This is a genomic window from Nocardiopsis gilva YIM 90087, assembly GCF_002263495.1.
Lineage (GTDB): Bacteria > Actinomycetota > Actinomycetes > Streptosporangiales > Streptosporangiaceae > Nocardiopsis_C > Nocardiopsis_C gilva.
The window spans coordinates 4,773,068-4,795,374 of the sequence record NZ_CP022753.1 but is presented as its reverse complement, the minus strand read 5'-3'; the positions used below and the strand labels follow the sequence as shown (position 1 = coordinate 4,795,374).

The window sequence follows — 22,307 nt, the reverse complement described above, 5'->3', positions numbered from 1 at the left end:
AGAAGGCGGGAGCGGTGGGGAACTCCGGGCGTTTCCGACCGTCGGGTGATCTTGGCAACGCCCCTGAAGGCCCGGTCAGCCGTGCGGTCGTGACCTGCGCTTCCACCCGATCACGGGGGTGCTTCTGGGGTTTCGGACGTGGATACCGTTACTTCATCGTGACCTAATTCGGTGGTGCGTAGGAAAGGGCTTACTCGTCGCAGTTGGGCACGCACAGGCGCCGCGACACCGAGCTCAGGAAGATCTCGCCGATCTCGTCGGGGTCGTCGGTGACGAACAGGGAACCGCTGGTCGCGGCGGCGACCTCGCGGAGCCCGCTCTCGTCGGGCTGGTCGCCGACCGCGATGATGAACATGGTCACCGGCCGGTCCGGGTCGAACCGGTCCTGCAGCTCGGCCACCAGTTCCTGCTGCGAGATCTCGCTGGACCCGCCGTCCTGCCCGGCGGTCAGGAGGATGACCGTGTTGATCTTCTCCTCGTCATAGGCGTCCTCCACCTCCTCATAGGCCGCCAGGATGTTGTCGTACAGCTGCGGCTCCCCGCCCTCGACCGAGATGTCCTCGGCGATCCCGCTCAGCGCCTCGCGCCGGGTCGCGCTCGCGTCCTCGCGGTCGGACCCGCCGAGTTCGGCGATGCCCCGGACCTCGTCGCGGCCCGAGGAACCGAACCCGCTGGAGAGCAGCCACAGGCCCATGTCGGCCCGGTCGGGGAAGAGCGTCAGGCCCAGCTGTGCGGCGTCCTTGGTGACCTGCAGGCGGGACGGCCCGCCGTTGAGGTCGGAGCTCATGTGCTTCGACACGTCGGCCAGCACCAGCGCGCGGGTGGCCATGGACAGCCGGTTCCAGTCCTCCAGGGCGCCCAGCAGCGCGTCCCCGGTGAGGTCGTCGTGCGTTGCGGGCGGCTCGGCGATGATGTCCTCGCGGTCGCCCAGGTCGCCGGAGGCCGTGCCGTCCGGGTCGCGAAACCCCAGGTCGCGCAGCCGGTCCTGGTAGGTGTCACCCATCAGGAGGTCGTAGAGGTCGTCGGCGGCCGCCCGCATCACCGGGTCGTCCCCGATGGACACGTAGGGGTAGTCCAGCTCGACCGTTCCCTCGGTGGGGTAGAGCGCCTGGAGCGGGGTGTTGGAGGTCCGGTCGTTGTACCGGACCACCGCCTGTTCGGGGACGACCGTCAGCGGGTCCACCCCCAGTGCGCTGGGGTAAACCCCGGTCAGGTCGATCTCGCCGAACGCCGTGTCCCGCTGCACGTCGTGCACGAAGTCGGTCATCGCGGTGTCCGCCTTGTCGCCCCGTCCGAGGATCTGGCGCACCGCGTACATCGCCGTCATCCCGTCGACGCCGCGGTTGGGGTCGACCATCACCATCGGCCGATCGGGTGAGCGCTCGCCGGGCAGGATCTCCTTCCAGCTCACGCGCTCCGGGTCGGGCACGCCCTTGGCGTCCTCGGGCGCCGTGAGAACGACCGGGGAGGTGGCCAGCGGGCGGGGCGTGGTCTCGATGGCGCGCGCCCCGGACTCCGAGACGCGGGTCAGCTCCACCCAGGCCGAGGACTCCGGGATCCACACGTCGGGCGTGAGCGTGGAACGGCCGGTGCCGCCCCCGGACAGCTCCGTCGTGATGCGGTGCGGCGCCATCTCCTTGGCCTGGGCGAACACGCAGACCCCGGAGTAGGTCGGGTCGCCGTCGTTGAACTCGTCGGCGGCCTCCTGCAGCACCGGCGTCATGCTCAGCGTGGTGGCCACCCGCAGATAGCGGGTCTCCCCGCAGCCGAGGTAGCGCAGTCCGACGGGAACGGCGATGCCGAGCAGGACGACGATCCCGGCCGCCACCGCGATGATCCCGAGCGGGGAGCGCAGTACCCCGCGCTTCTCATCGGGCGGCGGGCCGCCGGGTCCAGGGGCCATGCGATGTCGTCCAGTGGGCACATCAACTCCGAGTAGGCGCGGCACGTGCGTGAGCGTGACATTACTGCCTGGTAACGCGGGTGGAAAGAGTCGAGCGCGAACGTGATCGAACTGAGGACGGGAGGTGACCTGGCGGCTGAGGCATGGCTAGGATGCGGGTTCGGCGCACGCCGGAACCGCGCGTTCGAGTGCTCCGGATCACGCCGGGGGCCGCCGCAGCTGCGGCATCCCGTGGTGGCCGGTGCTCGGGGGGTGGCGCGCAGGTAAGGGGCATTTGGGATGTTGCGCCGATACGGCCCGAATCATCGGTACGACTGCATAGAGTGGCGGCCATGTCCAAGCTGAACCCCCACCGTCGATCCCCCCGGACGACGGGCACCGCACTCCTGGCGTCGCTGTGCTGCGCCGGAGCGCTCGGCTACCTCCTCGTCGTGGGCACCTCCCTGGTGCCCGTGGTGCCGGCGACCGCGGTGGAGTCCGAGGTCAGCGCCGTGAGCGAGCTCACCGACATCCCCGCGGGCCCCGTGGGCCGGCTCCAGGTCCACGTCACCGACCGCACCCAGGCCTACGTGCAGAACCTCACCTGCGAGGGCAACACCGCGACCGACCCCGCCGCCTGCGCGAAGGTCGCCGAGCTGACGGTCGACCCCGACGGCGAGGACAGCGAGAGCAACCCGTTCGTCGAGGTCGCCGACGACGCGGTGTGCCGGGACAAGGAGTACGGCCCGCAGGAGGCCACCATCACCGGCGTCTGGGACGGCGTGGAGATCGAGACCACCGTCAAGCGCACCAACTCCTGCGAAGAGGCCCGCTGGGAGCGGCTGCGCCCGCTCACCGAGCCGCTGGGCTAGCAGCCTCGCGCGACCCCGACCACCTCCGGGCGGGCCGATACTGGGGGTCATGAGCGTCATCGAGGTTCCCGACCCGTCGGACGAACGCCTGGCCGACTACGTCCGGCTGCGCGACGTCAACCTGCGCAAGAGCCTGGAGGCCGAGCACGGCCTGTTCATGGCCGAGGGAGAGAAGGTCATCCGGCGGGCGCTGCGCGCCGGGTTCGAACCCCGGTCGATGCTGCTCACCGACCGCCGCCGGCACGCCCTCGACGACGTGCTGGACTCCGTCGACGCCCCGCTCTACATCGTCACCGAGGACGTCGCCGCGTCACTGGTCGGGTTCGACCTGCACCGCGGTGCCCTGGCGTCCTTCCGCCGCCGTCCGCTGCCCGCCGTCGACGACGTCCTGCGCGGCGCCCGCCGGGTCGTCGTGCTGGAGGACATCGTCGACCACACCAACGTCGGCGCCATCTTCCGCAGCGCCGCCGGGCTGGGCATCGACGCCATCCTGCTGGCCCCCCGCTGCGCGGACCCCCTTTACCGGCGCTCGGTCAAGGTGTCGATGGGGGCGGTGTTCACCCAGCCCTACACCCGGCTGGACGACTGGTACGACGGACTTCAGCCGGTGCGCGAACGGGGCTTCGGGCTGCTGGCACTGACCCCCGGCGCGGGATCGCTGCCGCTGGCCGAGGCGCTCGACCGCGCCGGGCGGGACCGGCGGATCGCCCTGCTGCTGGGCACCGAGGGGGACGGGCTGTCCTCGCACTGGCTCGACGAGGCCGACGTCGGCGTGCGCATCCCGATGGCCGGGCGCGACGTCGACTCCTTCAACGTCACCGCCGCGGCGGCGATCGCCTGCTACGAGCTGGTGCGCACCGTGTCCTAGATTCCCCGTTGATCTCGGAGATATTGGGGTGAAAATCGCCTCTGAGACCCCATTATCTCCGAGATCAACGGGGGAAGGGGCGGGTGTCAGTCGTGGTCGAGGGCGTCGAGTTCGCTGAGCATCTGGTCGGCGATGTCCCGCTCGGCCGCGTAGCGGCGCTCGGCCCAGCGCATCACGATGTCGGCGTAGCGGTGGCGAACGTAGGGGGTCTCGGTATCCTCGCGCGAACGGGACGCTGAGGTCCGCATCTCCTCGCTGCGGTCGCGGTGCTCCCGCATGATCTCGCGGAGCCGCGCCGGATCGCTGTGCTCACCGAGCCAGACCCGCAGCAGAGCCCCGTTGCGGCACGTGGCGGGTTCGACCGGGGAGGCGCGGATCCAGCCGGAGAGCGCGGAGCGCCCGATGGGGGTGATCACGTACCTGCGGCGCGACCGGTGGTCGGCACCGACGTCGGTGCCGACTGGGCGCACGAACCCGTGCGCCTCCAGGCGCTTGAGCTCGGTGTAGATCTGGCTCATCGCCGGGACGCTGTGGAAGTATCCGAGGATGTTTCCGGCCCACTGGCGCAGCTGGTAACCGGACAGCCCGTGGCCGAAGGAGAGCAGTCCCAGAATGGCCCACGAGTTCACGGGCAGATCAGGAGGGTCGGACCGGGGTGAACCGGAATCGGGGATCATGCCACCGCTCCCTGGGGGTCGGCGTGGGTGGAAATGCCGCTTACTGTAATCGGCGGCGCGCGACCGGACCGGCGTTTCCGGATGTCCGAATTCCGGCGCGGTCGGGGTTGGGCGGCGGACGGCCACGTGCGGCGGGCTCGCGGTGGTCGGGTGCCGTGCGCCGCGATCTAGGGTGGGGCGCGACAGCCTGGCATGAGGGGATGGGAAGAGCATGGCCGATCGTGTGCTGGTGCCGTGGGAGGAGAACCTGCGCAACCTGCCGGAGGGAGTCCGCGGCAGTGTGTACGACGGTGGCGGCGAGCCCTCCGGCGACCTGTCCGACGTCGTCTTCTACGTCGTGCCCTACGGGCGCACCCAGCGCGTCGACCTGATCGAGCGGATGCCGCGGCTGCGCGTGGTCCAGCTGCTCACCGCCGGATACGAGCATGTTCTGGGCGTGCTGCCCGACGGAGTGACGCTGTGCAGCGGGCGCGGACTGCACGACGCGAGCACGGCCGAGCACGCCCTCGCGCTGATGCTCGCCGCCCAGCGTGAACTGCCCCGATGGTCCATCGACCAGGAGGCGCACACGTGGTATCCGCACTACACGCGCTCGCTGGCCGGATCGCGGGTCCTCATCATCGGCTACGGCAGCATCGGCGCGGCCGTCGAGGAGCGGCTGCGGCCCAACGAGTGCGAGGTCATCCGCGTGGCCCGCACCGCGCGCCCCGAGCGGGACGTCTACGGCGTGGCCGACCTGCACCGGCTGCTGCCGCAGGCCGACATCGTCGTGCTGGTCGCCCCGCACACCCCCGAGACCGAAGGGATCATCGGAGCCACGGAGCTCGCGCTGCTCGCCGACGACGCGCTCGTGGTCAACGTGGGACGCGGCCCCCTGATCGACACCGCCGCCCTGCTCGCCGAGAAGGGCCGGATCCGCGCGGCCCTGGACGTCACCGACCCCGAGCCGCTGCCCGCCGGCCACCCGCTGTGGGACGCGCCCGGCGTGGCCATCACACCGCACGTGGCCGGGGGATCGGCGACCTTCTACCCGCGCGCCCGCAGCTTCGTCGACGCCCAGGTGCGGCGCTGGGCCGCGGGCGAGCCGCTGCGGAACGTGGTCCCCACCCGGCGCTGAGACTGGGAAATGTCCGTCGGCCCGGCCACACTGGGGCCATGCGCATAGCGGTGGTGTCGGACGGACACGGTGGGGGGAGGCTGCGCGAGGTCGGCTCCAGCGACGCGGGGGAGGGCAGCCTGTGGCGGGTCGGCCACCTCTCCGGGGCGATCGCCGACTACGAGGAGCACACCGGCGGCACGGCGCGCTGGGTCTGGGCGTCGACCGAGGAGCTGTATTCGGCGCTCATGGACCACTCGCTGCGGGTCTCCCGCTGCCACGACGTCGCCCTGGTGGAGTCCCTGCTCCTCGCCTACCACGGCCGATGCGGCGAACCCCGCTCACTGGGCGCCGCGTGGGCGCGGCTGCACGGGCGCGAGGTCCCGCCCGATCCCGGGCAGCGCCCCGGCGAGGGGGCCGAGCCGCAGCCCACCCTGTTCGAACCCGACCTGTGCACCGTCCCGCCCGACGTCGACCGGCTCACCGCGCTCATCGAGGTCCACGCCGACCAGCAGCGCCGCATCGCCGAGCTCCCCCACCCGTCCCGCTTCGCGCTGCTGTGCGCCGTGGAGTCGGCCGGTGCCCTCGCCGCTGTCGAGATGGCGCACGCGGGCGTCCCCTGGCGGGCCGACGTCCACGACGCCATCCTCACCGAACAGCTCGGCCCCCGGCCCACCGGCGCGACGCGCCCCCCGGTGCTGGCCGACCTCGCCACGCGGATCTCGGCGGAGTTCGGCCGCGACGTCAACCCCGACTCCCCCGCGCAGCTGGTCAAGGCGTTCGCCGCCATCGGGCACCCGGTGGAGTCCACGCGATCGTGGGCGCTCGAACGCGTCGATCACCCCGTCGTCCCGCTGCTGCTGCGCTACAAGGAACTCGCCCGACTCCACGCGGCCAACGGCTGGACGTGGCTGGAGCAGTGGGTGCGCCACGGCCGGTTCCGCCCCGACTACATCGTCGGCGGCGTGGTCTCGGGGCGCTGGGCCACCCGTGGCGGCGGCGCGCTGCAGATCCCCAAGGTGGTGCGCCGGGCGGTGGTCGCCGACCCCGACTGGACACTGATCAGCGCCGACGCCGGGCAGCTGGAGCCGCGCATCCTCGCCGCCGTCTCGGGGGACACGGCGCTCGCCACCGCGGCCAAGGCCGACGACCTCTACGCGCCGCTGGCCGACGCGTTCGGCGGCGACCGGGACCGGGCCAAGGTCGCGATGATCTCGGCGATGTACGGGCAGACCGGCGGCGACGCCGCCCCGCTGTTGCGCACCATGCGCCACGCCTACCCGCGCGCGATGGAGTACGTCGACGACGCGGCCCGGGCGGGGGAGGAGGGGCGGCTGGTCCGCTCCTGGCTCGGCCGCACCAGCCCGCCGCCGTCGGCGATGTGGCGGCGCATCGTCTTCGGCGACGACGTGGCCGCCGCCGACAACGGGCGGGAGCGGCCGGACGGCGCCCGCCAGGCGCGGTCGCGCGGGCGGTTCACCCGGAACTTCGTGATCCAGGCGACCGCCGCGGAGTGGGCGCTGGTGTTCATGGCGGCGGTGCGCCGCAGGCTCACCGGCCTCGACACCTCCCACGGTGTCCCGCAGATGGTCTTCTTCCAGCATGACGAACTGGTGCTGCACGTCCCGCAGGCGATCGCCGACAGCGCCGTCGAGCAGGTCCGGGAGGCGGCCGAGGAAGCCCGCACGCTCGTCTTCGGCGCCACGCCGGTGAGGTTTCCGCTGGATATCGCGGTCGTGGAGTGCTACGCCGATGCGTGAGGGTTCACGCCGGAGCGGTCGGCATAGGGTCCACCGCGACGGGGAATGGATGAGGCGTCGTATGTCAATCGTTCACCGGGATGCGCTTGAAGAGGGAAACTGTCACCACTCATCCTTTTACGGCATACTTCTCCCTCTACACACTCGATCACCTAGGGCACTGGAAAGAGGTTGATGGTGGGTCACCGGCTGAGATCGTGCGTGGGAACCACGGCCGCCTTCGCGGTCGCGTTCACCGCTTTCGGCGCTCCCGCCTGGGCCGCCCCCGAACCCCATGTGCGCAACCGCCCGCCGATCGACGCCCAGAAGGGCGCGGCGGCCGGTCCCACCACCGCGGCCTCCGGAACGGAGCGCGCGCAGGACGGCGCGCCCGAGGTCGCGGACACCGCGACGCTCGATGACGACGTCGAGGTCGCCCCGTTCGACAAGGCGCGCTCCCGCGAGTACTTCGCGGTGTCCCCGAAGGCGCTGTCCGAGAAGACCGTCGCCAAGGTGGCCGAGCTCGACGGCGTGGAGAGCGTCGAGGTGGTCGACGCGGCACGGGTGAACATCGACGACGAGAGCACCGCGGTGCTCGGCGTCGACCCCTCGGAGTTCCGCAACTACGCGCCCCGGCCCTCAGCCGAGTCCGATGAGATCTGGCAGGGCATCGCCGAGGGCCGCGTCGCGCTCTCCGACGACGCGGGCAAGCAGCGTGGGCTGGACGTCGGCAGCGAGGTCGACATCGCCGGGGCCAAGGGCGAGGTGACCCGCGAGGTCTGGACGCACGCCACCTCCGGCGTGGCCGGGATCGACGCCATCATCTCCCGCGCGACCGCCGAGGAACTTGGTTTCCCCCAGGGCAACGGGCTGATCATCTCCGCGCCCGACGCCGACCTGTGGGACCTCAAGGACGACCTGGAGAAGACGCTGGGTGAGGACGCCTCGCTGCAGCTGCTCGCCGAGAACCCCGATCCGCGCCCGTCGGACGCCGCGGGCCGCCCCGTCGGCGGCTCCACCATGGAGCGCGTGATCGGCGACGCCGAGTCCATGGTCGGCGTGCCCTACGTCTGGGGCGGTGAGTCCCTGGCGGAGGGCGGGTTCGACTGCTCGGGCCTGCTGCAGTGGGCGTTCGCGCGCAACGGTGTCGCCATCCCGCGCGTCACCCACGACCAGTGGTACGCCGGGCAGCACCTGGAGTACAAGGACGCTCAGCGCGGCGACCTCATCTTCTGGCGGAACGACCCCACCGCGCCCGACTACATCTCGCACGTGGCCATCTACCTGGGCGACGGCAAGATGCTGGAGGCCCCGCGCACCGGGCTCAACGTTCGGGTCACCGATGTCCGGACGAAGAACATGGCCGGCGTGGTGCGCGTGCACGTCCAGGACTGAACCGCCGCCCCCGCGCCTGCGGGCGCGGCGGGCCGAAACCGTGACGGCGCCGGTCTCCCTTCGACGGATGGGGGAGCGGCGCTGCTGTGTGCGTGGAGTGGCATCGGGCCGGATTCTGGCCGGATCCGGTCACTGCGGAATCGATCCCCTGCGAAGGGTGAAGGGGCGGTGCCGCGCCGGCACCGCCCCTTCGCTCCTGGCCGAAGATGCCGTCCGGGAGGGGAAGGTCGGCCTCGGCGAGGAGGGGAAGCAGGGCAGTCACTGAGGGAGGGGGAGCCAGCGAAACGGCCCTGCGTGAAGGTATTCGAATATCGGACGATCGGCTCACAAATAGAACTGAATCGGCCTACCGGACTAGGAAAGCAGCGACCGACCGATTTGGCAAGAGCGTAACCCGTCCCCCTTCTCCCCCGAAAAGGAGGGCGGAAGTTTCCGCCCTAGGGCAAATCGGCCATGATCTCCTTGGCCGCCGAACGAACCCGTTCGCCGAGTTCCTGCCGGTCCCGCTCATCCGGGCACGCCGATTCGAGGTAGATCACCGCGACCGAGGCGACGTCCGTTGCCGTGGAGATCGGCGCGGCCACCGACGACATCCCCGGCAGCACTTCACTGCGCGAGTAGGCCCACCCGCGCTCGCGGACCTGCCCGACCTCCGCGCGCTCGTCCTCGCGCGCCGGCAGCGCCGCCAGCACGGCCAGCCCCGGGGCGCCGCGGTCCAGCGGGTGGCGCATGCCCGGTGCGTAGGCGATGTGGGCGACCGACTGCCGCGGCTCCACGTTGGCGAGGGTGATGGCCTTGTCCCCGCTGGGCACCACCAGGAACGCGGTCATCCCGGTGGCGTCGGCCAGCGACGACAGGGCGGGCAGCGCCGCGGACTGCAGGCCCCGCGACACCCCGCGGGCGAGCGCGGGCAGGCCGAGGCCGAGCTCGTAGGTGCCGTCCCGGGTGCGGCTGACCAGCCGGTGGTCCTCCAGCGTGCGCAGGATGCGGTAGATGATGGAGCGGTGCACCTCCAGGGCACGCGCCAGCTCGGCGATGCTCATCGGGCCGGGCGCCTCGTGAAGCACCTCCAGCGCGCGGATGCCGCGGTCGAGCGTCTGTGAGCGCGTTCCTGGCGCGTCCGCCCGCTTTCCGCTGTCGGCCGCGGTCCCGCTCTCCGTCATCCAGACTCCTCGTCGCCGGTTCGGTGTGGTCTCGCCGGTCGGTCGGGGCACCGGTTCGCCCGCCTGGCGGGGGTCCCGGCGCTCCGCCCGCCTTCCCTGGAGATGTGCCCCATGGTGGCATAACGCACCCGCGGGTCGCCGGTGGCGGCTCAGCGCCCCGCAGCGTAGCCCTGGTTGCCGCGCGGGTTGGCGGCGGCGCACAGCACCCCGGTGGCGGGATCGCGCCCGACGGCGGCCAACCGTCCCAGCGACCAGGGGGACGACACGACGACGCGGTGGTCCCGGGCGCGCAGGGCGTCGATGACCCGTTCCCCGGCCCTGGACTCCACGACCAGTTCCCCGGGGGCCATCTCGCGCGGGTGGAACGAGGAGGGGAACGAGTTGCCGTGGAACATCGGCGCGTCGATCGCCTCCTGCAGGTTCATCCCGCCGTGCAGGAGGCGCAGGAAGAAGGTGAACGACCACTGGTCCTGCTGGTCGCCGCCGGGTGTGCCGAACGCCAGTACCGGGTCTCCGCCCCGGGTGACCAGGGTGGGGGAGAGCGTGGTGCGGGGCCGCTTGCGCGGCGCGACGACCCCGGGCGAGCGGGGGTCCAGCCAGAACATCTGGCCGCGGGTGCCGAGCGGGAACCCGAGGCGGGCGATAACGGGCGATCCCGCGAGCCAGCCGCCGCTCGGCGTCGCCGCGACCATGTTGCCGTGGCGGTCCACGACGTCCAGGTGGCAGGTGTCGCCGCGCTGGTCGGCCGAGGGGCGCGGGCCCGGCCGCCGCTCCAGGTCGTCGAGGCCCGTGGCCGAGGCGTGTCCGTTGGTGGTCGCCCGCCCGTTCACGGTCCTCTCCAGGGGCTCGCCGGTGCGTCCGGTGGTCGGTTCTCCTCCGGGGCCGTCGGGGGCGTCCGGAGCGGCTCTGCGCGGCGCGGGGATGAAGGGGGTGCGCCCGCCGGGGGAGCCGGGCCGCAGCTCGAGGGAAGCCTCGGCCCCGACCAGCGCGGCCCGCCGCTCGGCGTAGGCGGTACCGAGCAGATCGTCGAGCGGGACGTCGGCGTGAGCGGGGTCGGCGTACCAGGCCTCGCGGTCGGCGAAGGCGAGCTTTCCGGCTTCGGTGACGGCGTGCGCGAACTCGGCGGTGAGCACGTCCATGGCGCCGGTGCCCAGCGCCTCGGCGAGCCGGAGCTGCTGCAGGAACACCGGGCCCTGGCCCCACGGCCCGGTCTTGTACACGGTGTGGTCGGCGTAGTCGGTACTGACAGGGTCCTCGTAGGTGGCGCGCCAGGCGGCGAGATCGTCGCCGTCGAGCAGGGCGCGGTGGCGGGTGCCGGTCTGGTCCGGCACGGGCTCGGCCAGGGCGGAGACGATCTCCTCGGCGACGAAGCCCTCCCGCCAGATGCGGCGGGCGGTGTCGATGCGTCCCTCGCGGGTGCGCGCGGCGCGCTCGGACTCCTCAACGACGCGCTGGTAGGTGGCGGCGAGGACGGGGTTGGCGAGGAACGACCCGGGGCGGGGTGCCCGGCCGTCGCGCAGGTAGAGCGCGGCCGAGCCGGGCCACCACCGGGCGAACACCTCGCGGACCTCGGCGATCTTGGCGGCGATCCGGGGCAGGACCGGATAGCCGCGGCGGGCGTAGCCGATGGCGTAGCTGAGCACGTCGCGCGGGGCGAGCGTGCCGTGGTCGCGGAGCAGCAGCATCCAGGCGTCGAAGGCCCCCGGGACGCAGGCCGGGAGTACGCCGCTGCCGGGGATCCGGTCGAGGCCGTCGAACGCCGCGAGTGTGGCGGCGGCCGGGGCCGGGCCCTGGCCGCACAGCACCGTGGGGGCGCCGCCCACCGGGTGGAACAGGACCGGGACTTCGCCGCCGGGGCCGTTGAGGTGCGGCTCGACCACCTGCAGGGTGAAGCCCGCCGCCACGGCGGCGTCGAAGGCGTTGCCACCGCGTTCCAGCACCGACATCCCGGTCGCGCTGGCCAGCCAGTGGGTGGAGGACACCATGCCGAAGTCGCCGCGGAGTTCGGGCCGGGTGGTGAAGTCGGGCATGCGATCGCCTTCCGTGTGCCGTGGCCGCCGGAGGGGCGTGGGGCGTCCCGACGGCTCGGGTGCGTTGCGTCCCGTTCTCTCGCGCCGACAGGTGACGGGGGTTCGGCAAGGCTACCCGTCGGAATTCCAGTGAGGAATGGCGATTCAGGTTGAAATTTCATGCATTCTGCGTTCTGTCACGAATGTGGAGGTCCGGGCGGTGGATCCCGTGGGAATGGCGCCGGAGGAACACGAAAGATTTACGGGGGGCTTCGCCTTCGCGCGTGCGGCCGGGTAGGAAAACCTCCGTCGGCCCCTTGTCGGTGGTCCGGGTCACACGTACTCTGACTCTAAATAGGAACACCGAGTTCGATAATCGATCACAAGGAGTGCGGTCGCATGGCCAAGCCGTTCGCGAGCTCCGCGGACCTGGAGGAGAAGCAGCAGACCCTGGAGGTCCTCGCAGACGGGGTCTACGCGCTCACCGCGGAGGGCGACCCCAACGTCGGTGCCATCGAGGGCGAGGACTTCCTCGTCTGCTTCGAGGCGCTGGCGACCCCCGTCGCCGCGCGCACCTGGCTGAAGAAGCTCCGCGAGCACACCGACAAGCCCATCCGCTACCTGGTGCTCTCGCACTACCACGCGGTCCGGGTGCTCGGCGCGAGCGCCTTCGACGCCGATGTCATCGTCGCGCACGAGAACACCCACGCCCTCATCGCAGAGCGCGGCGAACAGGACTGGGCCAGCGAGTACGGGCGGATGCCCCGGCTGTTCGCCGAACCCGACTCCATCCCCGGCCTGACCTGGCCCACCGCGACGTTCTCCGACCGCTTCACCATCGACCTCGGCGGCGACCGCGGCGACCTGGTGCTGCAGTACTGCGGGCGCGGCCACACCGAGGGCGACATCGTCGCCTGGCTGCCCAAGCACAAGATCCTGTTCACCGGCGACCTCGTCGAGGCCCAGGCCGCCCTCTACACCGGCGACGCCTTCCACCACGACTGGGCGACGGGGACGCTCGACCGCGTGGCCGACTTCGGCGCCGAAGCCCTGATCGGCGGGCGCGGGGCCGTGGCCAAGGGCGCCGACGCGTGCGCGGCCGCCGTCGACCAGACGCGCGGGTTCCTCGACACCATGCGCGAGCAGGTCGGCGGGGTCCACAAGCGCGGCGGCACCCTCAAGGAGGCCTTCGAGGCCGCCCACACCGCGCTCGCCCCGAAGTTCGGCAAGTGGCCGATTTTCGAGCATTGCCTCCCCTTCGACGTCGCGCGACTGTGGGAGGAGTACGAGGGCGTGGAGCGGCCCACCATCTGGACCGCCGAGCGCGACCGCGAGGTGTGGGCGCGACTGCAGGACTGAGCCGGGGAAGGAACCAGATAGCGACGTTCACGAACAGCCCCACGAACACGGGCCCCGCGGCCGGTTGGCGGACCGGCCGCGGGGAGGGCGCCGTCGGGCACACGCGACTCCGACGGGTCGGATGGCGGTCCGACCCGGCGCGAGGAGAACAGCGGTGCCCGGCAGGCGCGGCACTCCTCAGTCGGATCAACCAGGAGCAACCATGACGCCCATTGTCCCGTCTCCGGCGGCGCCGGATGACGGCCCCCCGCGCAAACCCGCGACCGGCGAGGGAGCCCGAAGCACGCCGGACGGCACGGCTCCGCCGGTACTCATCGCCGGAGCCGGCCCGGTGGGACTGTGCGGCGCCCTGACCCTCGCCCGCTTCGGCGTCCCCTCACTCGTGCTGGAGGCCGAGGCGGAACGCGGCGAGGACTACTTCCGCAGGGCCGGATCCAAGGCCATCTGCTTCCAGCGCGACGTCCTGGACGCATTCGACCGGATGGGCGCCGCCGCCCCGCTGCTCGCCGAGGGCGTCACCTGGACCACCGCGCGCACCTACTACCGGCACCACGAAGTGCGCACGGTGACCTTCCCCGCCATGAGCGGCGAGGTCCACCTGCCGCCGTGGATCAACATCTCCCAGGCCCGCGTCGAGCAGGAGCTGCTGCGCCGCGCCCACGCCGAGCCGCTGATCGACATCCGCTACCGGCACCGGGTCACCGGCGTGCGCCAGGACGCCGACGGCGTCACCGCCACCGCCGACACCCCCTCCGGTCCCTTCGCCGCGCGCGGCTCCCACCTGATCGGCGCGGACGGCCCCCGCAGCACCATCCGGCACCTGCTCGGCGTCGACTTCCCCGGCGATTCCTTCGCCGACCGGTTCCTCATCTGCGACATCCGCGCCGACCTCCCGTTCCCCAACGAGCGCCGGTTCTTCTTCGACCCCGAGTGGAACCCCGGCCGCCAGGTCCTGGTCCACCAGTGCCCCGACTCCACCTGGCGCATCGACTGGCAGGTCCCCGACAGCTACGACATCGACGAGGAACGCGCCAGCGGGGCGTTGGACACGCGCATCCGCAAGATCGTCGGCGACCAGCCCTACGAGATCGTGTGGTCGTCGGTGTACCGGTTCCACGAGCGCTGTGCGGAGTCGTTCCGCGAGGGCCGGGTGTTCCTCGCCGGAGACGCCGCCCACCTGTACGCTCCCTTCGGCGCGCGCGGGCTGAACAGCGGCGTGCACGACGCCGAGAACCTCGGCTGGAAGCTGGCCTACGCCCGCGTCGTCGCCCCCGAGGCCGCTGAGACACTGCTCTCCAGCTACCACGCGGAGCGCTGGGCCGCCGCCCAGGAGAACCTGCGCGTCACCGGCGACACCATGCGCTTCCTGGTCCCCCACGGCGAAGCCGACACCCGGCGCCGCCGCGAGACGCTGGAGCGCGCCGTCACCGACCGCGCCGCCCGCGACCGCATCGACTCCGGCAAGCTCGCCGAGCCGTTCTGGTACCCCGCGTCGCCGCTGACCACCCCGCCCGACGTCGAGGAACCCATTCCGGCCGAGGCCGGACGGCCGCGTCCCCCCGTCCCCGGCGTGATCTGCCCCGACGGCCCCGCCCGTGTCCCGGGGCAGACGACCGTCACCCGCCTGCGCCGACTCCTCGGCCCCGGATTCACGCTGATCACCGCCGGCGCGGGCCGCGCCCGCGCCCTGGCCGACGCCACCGCCGAGCTTCCGGTGGAGGTGGCCGCCTACGCCCTGGAGGACATCGACATCGACGGCTCGCTCGCCGCGGCCCTGCGGTGCTCCGCGGGGACGGTGCACGTGGTGCGGCCCGACGCCCACCTGTGCGCCGTCCTCGATGCCGCCGCCTCCGACCACGCCGAGGCGGCGGACGCCGTGCTCGCCGCCATCCGCCGCGCCTGCGGCCAGGAATCGCCCGCCCTCATCCAGCCGTGACCACCCCGTGCCCGTGCGCCGGGACCGGCGCGGACACCGAAGAGAAAGGAACTCACGATGCCGTACTACCGCGCGGTCGGTGAGGTTCCCCGCAAGCGCCACACCGTCTTCCGCAAGCCCGACGGGGGCATCTACTACGAGGAGCTGATGGGGGAGGAGGGCTTCTCCTCCGACTCCTCGCTGCTCTACCACCGCTTCCTGCCCACCGCCATCGTCAAGTCCGAACCCGTGGACGTCCCGGCCGACATGGCGGACACCACGCCGAACATGCCGCTGGCGCCGCGGCACTTCCGCACCCAGGACCTCAAGACCGGCGGCGACCTGGTCGAGGGGCGGCGGCTGCTCGCCGGAAACGGCGACGTGCGCCTCAGCTTCGCGCGCACCGACGCGCCCAGCGGGCTCTACCGCAACTCCGTGGGCGACGAGACCGTCTACGTGCAGTCCGGCGCGGCCCGCTTCGAGTCCACCTACGGCGTGATCGAGGCCCGGGAGGGCGACTACGTCACCATCCCGACCGGCACGATCCACCGCTGGGTTCCCGACGGCACCGTCACCGCCCTGGTGATCGAGGCCTCCGGGCACATCCGCCCGCCCAAGCGCTACCTGTCCAACTACGGGCAGTTCCTGGAGCACGCGCCCTACTGCGAACGCGACCTGCGCGGCCCGGACGGGCCCATGGTGGTCAACGGGGGCGAGGCCCAGTCCGCTACCCCGGTCCTCGTGCGCACGCGGGGCGGGTTGACCCGGATGACCTTCGCCCACCACCCGTTCGACGTCGTCGGATGGGACGGCTACCTCTACCCGTACGCCTTCAACATCCACGACTTCGAACCGATCGTGAAGAAGACGCACGCGCCGCCGCCCGTCCACCAGACCTTCGAGGGCCCCAACTTCGTGGTGTGCTCGTTCTGCCCGCGCCCGCTGGACTTCCACGCCGAGGCCGTGCCCATTCCCTACAACCACCACAACGTCGACAGCGACGAGTTCATGTACTACGTCGCCGGAGACTACGCGGCGCGCAAGGGGTCGGGCATCGACATCGGCTCGATCTCGCTGCACCCGGCCGGGTTCACCCACGGGCCGCAGCCCGGCGCCGCCGAGGCGGCCATCGGCGCGCGCGAGACCAGCGAGATGGCGGTCATGATCGACACCTTCCGGCCGCTCGACATCGGCCCGGCCGGCCGGGAGGCCGAGGACCCCGGCTACGCCTGGACCTGGGCGCGGTGATGGCGGGCCCGACGGGGACGACGGAGACGGCCGCGCAGACCCTGCTGCGCGGGCTGGTCGACGACGCCGGCCTGTTCCCGCCCACGGCCCTGCCCATGGCGCAGGCCGTCGAGCGGCACCGGTCCGACCGGATCGTCGCCCACCCCATGCTGACCCACCGCTTCCTGTGCCCGGCCCACCGCTGGGACGAGCTGCGCCGGCGGCTCACCGACATCGGGTGGCCGGGCCCTGGGCGGCGGCCGGACGGTGACGGGGACGCGGGCGCCACCGAACTCGGCGAGCGGATGGACGTCGGACTCATCCTCGCGCGCGAGGCGGGCGTGGCCGGGACGCTGCCCGACCCTGACCCGCGGATCCGGGTCACGCACTGCGAGATCCCGGCCGACGCCGCCGACATCCGCAAGGCGGCCCACCTGCTGCGGAGTGGGGAGATCGGCGGCCGGATCCGCACGGTCTACTTCGAGCCGAAGCGCGGCCCCGGCTGGCTGGACGCCGTGGCCGTCCTCGCCGGGGCACGCCCGCTGGGGGCCAAGGTCCGCTGCGGCGGGGTGCGCGCGGACCTGTTCCCGAGCATCCCCGAGCTCGACGACTTCATCACCGCCTGCCGCGACCACGGCGTCCCGTTCAAGGCGACGGCCGGGCTGCACCACGCCGCCCGGCACACCGACCCGAAGACGAGGTTCACCCACCACGGGTACCTCAACCTGCTGCTGGCCAGCGCCGTGGCGGCCGACGGCGGCGGCAGCGCGGAGGTGCGGTCCGCGCTCGCCGAGCGGGACGCGGACGCGCTGGCCCGGGAGATCCTCCGGCTGGACCCGGCCACCGCCGCGCGAGCCCGGGAGCTGTTCGTCGGGTACGGCTCGTGCAGCACCGGCGACCCCGTGCGCGACGCCGGGCGGCTGGGGCTGCTGGGGTCCTGGGACATATGAGAAGGCGGCGTGGGCCGACCGCGCCACCGACAAGAGGAGGAACGTGACGACAACGTGGGTACCCGGAGCCGATGAGTCCGGGTTCGGAGCCGACAACCTGCCCTACGGCGTGTTCTCGCGCGGCGGGGCCGCACCGCGGGTGGGTGTGCGGGTGGGCGACTATGTCCTCGACCTCGCCGGGCTCCTGGGCGAACCGGAGTTCTTCGCCTCCTCGCTGAACCCGTTCATGGCGCGCGGCCCGGTGACGTGGCTGGCGGTCCGCACCAAGCTCGGCGGGATGCTCGGATCACCGGAAGGGCGTCCGGCGGCCGAGCCGCACCTGATCCCGCTCTCCGAGGTCGAGCTGCGGATGCCCTTCGAGGTCGCCGACTACGTCGACTTCTACTGTTCGATCGAGCACGCGTCCAACGTGGGCCGGATCTTCCGGCCCAACGACGCGCCGCTCAAGCCCAACTGGAAGCACCTGCCCGTGGGTTACCACGGACGGTCGGGGACGGTGGTGCCGTCGGGGACGGGCATTGTGCGCCCCACGGGGCAGCGGATGGAGCCCGGCGGTGAGGCGCCGGTGTTCGGTCCGAGCGCGCGCCTGGACATCGAGGCGGAGCTGGGCTTCGTCGTGGGGGCGGGGACCCCGCTGGGGCGCAGTGTTCCGGTCGGCGACTTCGCCGAGCACGTGTTCGGCGTGGTACTGGTCAACGACTGGAGCGCGCGGGACATCCAGGCCTGGGAGTACGTCCCGCTCGGCCCCTTCCTCGGCAAGTCGTTCGCCACCTCGGTCTCGCCGTGGGTGGTGCCGCTGGACGCGCTGGGGGCGGCCCGCTTCGCCGGGCGCGAGCAGGACCCGGAGCCGTTGCCGTATCTCAAGCGCGTCGCCGACTGGGGGCTCGACCTCGCGGTCCAGGTGGAGCTGAACGGAGAGGTCGTCTCCCGGCCGCCGTACGCGGCGATGTACTGGACGCCCGACCAGATGCTGGCGCACATGACGTGCAACGGCGCGTCCCTGCGCACCGGCGATCTCTACGCCTCGGGGACCATCTCGGGCGAGGAGTCGGGCCAGCGGGGCTCGCTGCTGGAGCTGTCCTGGGGCGGCAAGGAGCCGCTGACCCTGTCGGACGGGTCCAGCCGCACCTTCCTCGAGGACGGGGACACCGTCACCATCTCGGCGAGCGCGACGGGGATGGGCGGTGGCTCCATCTCCCTGGGCGAGGTCACCGGAACGGTGCGGCCCGCCGGCCACTAGCCGAGGGAGACAGGACGCAGTGGAAAGGGGGAACCGTCCGTGCGGTCCCCCCTTTCCGCCGTTCCGCGACGTTCACTTCTTTCCGCCGATCGTCACTTTCGGCACAATCCACGGAAAGCCGCTGGCCGTGCTCACCTCGAGGTTGCGCGGGCCCGATTTGTCGAATGTGGTGACCTCGGTCGTGGTGAACTCGGTCGTTTCGAACTCGTCCGATTCCTCATCCTCCAGCGCGTTGAGGTCGGCGAAGGTCTCGTCGACGATGGCCCAAATGGCTGCGACGAGTTCGTCGAGGGAGTCGGGACCGGGGGCCGACCGCTCGGCGTTGAGCTTTTCGGCGCAGTCGGTGACCGACCGGGCGCGCTCGGCCCCGCTGGCGCCGCGCCAGACCTTGGCGAAGGTGGCCCGGTCGACCTTGTCGATCCTGGCCACGTCAACGTCCCTCGCGTCGAGCAGGTCCCGAGTGAGGCAGGTCGTGACCCTCTCGGCGGTGATGCCCGGAGGCAGCGCCGGGGCGCTTTCCTCCTGCTCGTCGGGCAAAGGCATTCCGGGTTTGGACACCGGCGTGTCGTCGCCCTCGGCTCCTTCCCCGCCCGCGTTCTCGGCGGCCGCGTCGTCGGAAGCACCGGTCCCGGGCTCCGCGTCCGGCTCCTGCTCGTCCTGCTCGGGCGCCTGGGCCTGCTCGGGCCGGTCGGCCGCTTGGTGCTGCTGTTCTCGCAGGCCGATCATGTCCAACAGCGCGTTCTGCACTGATGCGGGGACGTCGGACTCCTGCTTCTGAACAGCGGCGGCGAACTTGGTGAGCTCCTCGCGCTTCCACCGGTCGGGATGCAGGTAGACCGCCACGGCCGCACCAGGTTCCTCGACCCAGAAGAGTTCGCCGGTCTCCTCCGACAGATAGGCCTCGCGCCCGTCGTTGTCGATCTTCTCCAGCGCGTCGTCGTCCAGGTGGCGATATCTGGATCTTCGCAGGTCGTCGATGGTCTTGAGGGAGTCGCTGCGGATGACGCTGACCTGGCCGTGGACCTCGTCGCCGCCCTGGATCCAGGAGATGAACGCGACGCGGTCACGGGTGCCGGTCGACATCTTCGCGCGAATCCCGTACCGCTCCAGTCCCGGCGGCAGGTAGGTGATCTCGAAGCCGCCCAGCGCGTAGTGCGTATCCCGCCCCTCGACGACCTGCGGGGCTGGCTGGGGCGTGTCGGCGGCGGCAGCCGTGGCTCCGCCGAGGACACCGAAACCGGCCAGGGAGGTGGTAGTTGCACCTGCGAGCGCGATCCACCTCTTGTGGTGCTTGCGCATGCTTCGCCCTCTCGTTTGACTACAAAGTGTCCCAACGGGGAAACACTGTGTTTGTGAATATGCAACCACTATCAAAAGTCGCACATCACGTGTCCAAATGCTCACAATGAGTGGTTCGTGTCGCAGGTTCACCACCTAGATGCCGATACACCCAAGGGTGTTCCTGGCCACTGCACCAGGGGCTCGCCTCCCCGACACCTGTCGGTAACCATGCGCGAACAGCCTGGAGGAGGTCAGTGAACCGGTACTTGCGAAGGGAATGGCATGTTCCGACGGCTCGGAATCGTCAGTGTCGCCACGATGCTGGCGCTGGCCACGGGCGGTGGCACAGCTGCCGCGGTCACCGACCCCGATCCCTACACCCGGGAGAAAGCCCAGCGAGCGGTGCTCGACGTCGCTCACCGAGGCGCGTCCGCCTACGCCCCGGAGAACACCCTCGCCGCAATCGACGTTGCCGCGGACATCGGCGCCACCGCGGTCGAGATCGACGTCCAGCGCAGCAAGGACGGCCACCTCGTGGTCATCCACGACACCACCCTGAGCCGCACGACCGACGTGGAGAAGCGCTTTCCGGGGCGCGCGCCCTACAACGTCCGCGACTTCACGCTCAGTGAGATCAAGCAGCTCGACGCCGGTTCCTGGTTCGGCTCGGAGTACGCGGGGGCGGAGGTGCCCACGCTGCAGGAGGCGCTGGACCTGCTGGCCTACCACAGGCGCAACCTGCTGCTGGAGATCAAGTCCCCGGTGCTCTACCCCGGCATCGAGTCCGACATCGCGCGGACCATGCGGGACAACCCGTACTGGCTGCTCCCGTCCGGTCGCAAGAGCGCGAACCGGCTGGTCATCCAGAGCTTCGACCGGGACAGCGTCAAGAGGTCGAAGAAGATCCTGAAGCACGTCCCGCACGGCATCCTCGGCAGGGTCGACGAGGACGACATCGACCGGTACGGGTCATGGGCCGACATGATCAACCCGAACCACACGACGATCAACGCCTCCTACGTGCGCAAAGTGCACGCCGCCGGGATGCACGTGGTGACCTACACGCTCAACGAGCGCGACGAGATGCGCCGGGCGATTCGGATGGGCGTCGACGGAATCATCTCCGACCGCCCCGATGTCCTGGCCGATGTCATCGCCGAGGAGCGGTCCGCCGAAGAGCGGGAGACCGCCCCGGTCCTGCCCTGACGCGCGCGTCGGTGCGGCGGTTCCCGGGCCCTGCGCAGCGCCCGGGGCCGCCGTGCTGCTGAAATGGGGGCGGCAGTACAGGGCACGACAATGGAGTGGGCCGTGGAACGCGTTCGGTTGGACATCCCCGAGGAACGGATCGACTGGCGGGCGAAGGGGTTCTGGTGGCCCGGACCCGCGATCACCACGGGGGAGTTCGCCGAGCGGCGCCCGCACCTGTTCGACGGCTCCTTCACCTGGCCGGTGATGGTGGCGCGCCGCTCGGCGCTGGACGGCAACATCGCGGTCCTCGCCGACTTCGCCCGCGAGCACGGCCTGAGCTTCGCCCCGCACGGCAAGACCACCATGGCGCCCCAGCTGTTCCAGGCGCAGTTCGACGCGGGGGCCTGGGGCCTCACCGCGGCCACCGCCAACCAGGTGCTGGCCTACCGGCGGTTCGGCGTCCCCCGCGTGCTGCTGGCCAACGAACTCCTCGACGCGACCGCGCTCCGGTGGATCGTCGCCGAGCTGGACCGCGACCCCGACTTCGACTTCCTCTGCTACATCGACAAATCCGGCCCCGGTTTCCGTCGGGCCGCGTCCGCCGTGGCCGACCGCCCGGAGGGGCGCCCGCTGCGCGTACTCGTGGAGCGCGGCTTTCCCGGCGGCCGCACCGGATGCCGGGATCGCCGCGCGATGTTGGAGATGGCCGCGGCCATCGACGCCACGCCCGGTCTGGAGCTGGCGGGGGTCGCCGCGTACGAGGGCGGACTCGACACCCGCGAAGCCGTCGGCGAGCTGGTGCGCGCGCTGGTCACCGACGCGCGGTCGATGCGGGAGGCCGGGCTCGCCGGGGACCGGCCCATCGTGTCGGTGGGCGGCAGCGCCTGGTTCGATGTCGTGGCCGACGAGCTGGGCGGCCGCGAGGACGTGTGGCCGATCCTGCGCAGCGGGGCCTACATCGCCCACGACGACGGCCTCTACCGGGAGACGACCCCCTTCCGCCGACTCGGCGGCGGGGACGCGCCCCTGCACGCCGCGCTGGAGATCTGGGCGCAGATCTCCTCGATCCCGGAGCGGGGCCTGGCCATCGCGACGGTCGGCAAGCGCGAGGCCAACTTCGACGCCGGCTTGCCGCTCCCCAAGGTCGTGCGGCGCGCCGACGGGCGGGAGGCGGACGCCTCGGCGATCGAGGTCACCAAGCTCAACGACCACCACGCCTACCTCCGCCTGCCCGATGGGCTCCCGCTCGAGCCCGGCGACCTGGTGATGTTCGGGATCTCCCACCCCTGCACGGCCTTCGACCGGTGGCGCTTCATCCCGGTGGTCGACGACGACCACACCGTGGTCGACGTGCTGACGACGTACTTCTAACCCAGTCCTCCCTATTCCGTTGATCTCGGCAAAGTGCACCAAATTCCAGCGGTTTTTCGGTGCACTTCGCCGAGA

The 22,307-nt window shown here is 71.6% G+C and carries 17 protein-coding genes; 12 read left to right on the top strand and 5 right to left on the bottom strand.

Going from position 1 to position 22,307, the window contains the following annotated elements; all coding sequences use genetic code 11:
• Positions 1-190: 190 nt before the first annotated feature.
• Positions 191-1,903: a substrate-binding domain-containing protein gene (locus tag CDO52_RS21410; RefSeq protein ID WP_017619775.1), complete on the bottom strand. Its 1,713-nt coding sequence runs from the start codon at positions 1,901-1,903 to the stop codon at positions 191-193.
• Between the two features lie 332 nt (positions 1,904-2,235).
• Here CDO52_RS21410 and CDO52_RS21405 point away from each other — a divergent pair, with 332 nt between their 5' ends.
• Complete coding sequence (locus tag CDO52_RS21405; protein WP_017619774.1) at positions 2,236-2,754, top strand: hypothetical protein; 519 nt, start codon at positions 2,236-2,238, stop codon at positions 2,752-2,754.
• A gap of 49 nt (positions 2,755-2,803) precedes the next feature.
• On the top strand, positions 2,804-3,622 hold the full coding sequence (locus CDO52_RS21400) for a TrmH family RNA methyltransferase (protein WP_017619773.1): 819 nt from the start codon (positions 2,804-2,806) through the stop codon (positions 3,620-3,622).
• 86 nt (positions 3,623-3,708) lie between these two features.
• On the opposite strand, the gene CDO52_RS21395 is transcribed toward CDO52_RS21400, so the two are convergent.
• Positions 3,709-4,299 (bottom strand): PadR family transcriptional regulator, encoded by a 591-nt coding sequence (locus tag CDO52_RS21395; protein WP_017619772.1) that lies wholly within the window; start codon positions 4,297-4,299, stop codon positions 3,709-3,711.
• Positions 4,300-4,510: 211 nt separating this feature from the next.
• Between CDO52_RS21395 and CDO52_RS21390 the strand changes: the two genes are divergently transcribed.
• The 3 genes from CDO52_RS21390 to CDO52_RS21380 all read left to right on the top strand — a co-directional run bounded on the left by CDO52_RS21390 (position 4,511) and on the right by CDO52_RS21380 (position 8,529).
• Positions 4,511-5,416, top strand: coding sequence for a 2-hydroxyacid dehydrogenase (locus CDO52_RS21390; protein WP_094932644.1), 906 nt, complete (start codon positions 4,511-4,513; stop codon positions 5,414-5,416).
• Between the two features lie 38 nt (positions 5,417-5,454).
• Positions 5,455-7,155: a bifunctional 3'-5' exonuclease/DNA polymerase gene (locus CDO52_RS21385; RefSeq protein WP_094932643.1), complete on the top strand. Its 1,701-nt coding sequence runs from the start codon at positions 5,455-5,457 to the stop codon at positions 7,153-7,155.
• A 177-nt stretch (positions 7,156-7,332) separates the two neighbouring features.
• Positions 7,333-8,529, top strand: a complete 1,197-nt coding sequence (locus tag CDO52_RS21380) for a C40 family peptidase (protein ID WP_193373683.1) — start codon at positions 7,333-7,335, stop codon at positions 8,527-8,529.
• Positions 8,530-8,966: 437 nt separating this feature from the next.
• On the opposite strand, the gene CDO52_RS21375 is transcribed toward CDO52_RS21380, so the two are convergent.
• Together CDO52_RS21375 and CDO52_RS21370 are read right to left on the bottom strand one after the other, a co-directional pair.
• Positions 8,967-9,692 carry an IclR family transcriptional regulator gene (locus tag CDO52_RS21375; RefSeq protein ID WP_017619767.1) on the bottom strand — a complete coding sequence of 242 codons (726 nt, stop codon included), beginning with the start codon at positions 9,690-9,692 and terminating at the stop codon, positions 8,967-8,969.
• Between the two features lie 149 nt (positions 9,693-9,841).
• Positions 9,842-11,722, bottom strand: a complete 1,881-nt coding sequence (locus CDO52_RS21370) for a gamma-glutamyltransferase family protein (RefSeq protein ID WP_094932642.1) — start codon at positions 11,720-11,722, stop codon at positions 9,842-9,844.
• Positions 11,723-12,100: 378 nt separating this feature from the next.
• On the opposite strand from CDO52_RS21370, the gene CDO52_RS21365 reads away from it, so the two are divergent.
• From CDO52_RS21365 to fahA, 5 genes are all read left to right on the top strand, one after another.
• Positions 12,101-13,060, top strand: a complete 960-nt coding sequence (locus CDO52_RS21365; protein WP_017619765.1) for an MBL fold metallo-hydrolase — start codon at positions 12,101-12,103, stop codon at positions 13,058-13,060.
• A 202-nt stretch (positions 13,061-13,262) separates the two neighbouring features.
• A complete protein-coding gene (locus CDO52_RS21360) occupies positions 13,263-14,996 on the top strand; it encodes an FAD-dependent monooxygenase (protein WP_017619764.1) in 1,734 nt (577 codons plus the stop codon).
• 57 nt (positions 14,997-15,053) lie between these two features.
• The gene (locus CDO52_RS21355) at positions 15,054-16,223 is read left to right on the top strand and encodes a homogentisate 1,2-dioxygenase (RefSeq protein ID WP_017619763.1); all 1,170 of its coding nucleotides are present in this window, start codon (positions 15,054-15,056) and stop codon (positions 16,221-16,223) included.
• Positions 16,223-17,152, top strand: coding sequence for a hypothetical protein (locus CDO52_RS21350; protein ID WP_017619762.1), 930 nt, complete (start codon positions 16,223-16,225; stop codon positions 17,150-17,152). Before CDO52_RS21355 ends, CDO52_RS21350 begins: the two co-directional genes overlap by 1 nt.
• A 43-nt stretch (positions 17,153-17,195) precedes the next feature.
• A complete protein-coding gene (gene fahA, locus CDO52_RS21345) occupies positions 17,196-18,392 on the top strand; it encodes a fumarylacetoacetase (RefSeq protein ID WP_017619761.1) in 1,197 nt (398 codons plus the stop codon).
• Positions 18,393-18,464: 72 nt separating this feature from the next.
• On the opposite strand, the gene CDO52_RS21340 is transcribed toward fahA, so the two are convergent.
• Complete coding sequence (locus CDO52_RS21340; protein WP_017619760.1) at positions 18,465-19,691, bottom strand: hypothetical protein; 1,227 nt, start codon at positions 19,689-19,691, stop codon at positions 18,465-18,467.
• A gap of 264 nt (positions 19,692-19,955) precedes the next feature.
• On the opposite strand from CDO52_RS21340, the gene CDO52_RS21335 reads away from it, so the two are divergent.
• Both CDO52_RS21335 and CDO52_RS21330 read left to right on the top strand, forming a co-directional pair.
• Positions 19,956-20,879 carry a glycerophosphodiester phosphodiesterase gene (locus tag CDO52_RS21335; RefSeq protein ID WP_017619759.1) on the top strand — a complete coding sequence of 308 codons (924 nt, stop codon included), beginning with the start codon at positions 19,956-19,958 and terminating at the stop codon, positions 20,877-20,879.
• Positions 20,880-20,969: 90 nt separating this feature from the next.
• Entirely contained in the window at positions 20,970-22,232 is a 1,263-nt protein-coding gene (locus CDO52_RS21330) for a type III PLP-dependent enzyme domain-containing protein (RefSeq protein WP_017619758.1), read from the top strand.
• Positions 22,233-22,307 lie beyond the last annotated feature (75 nt).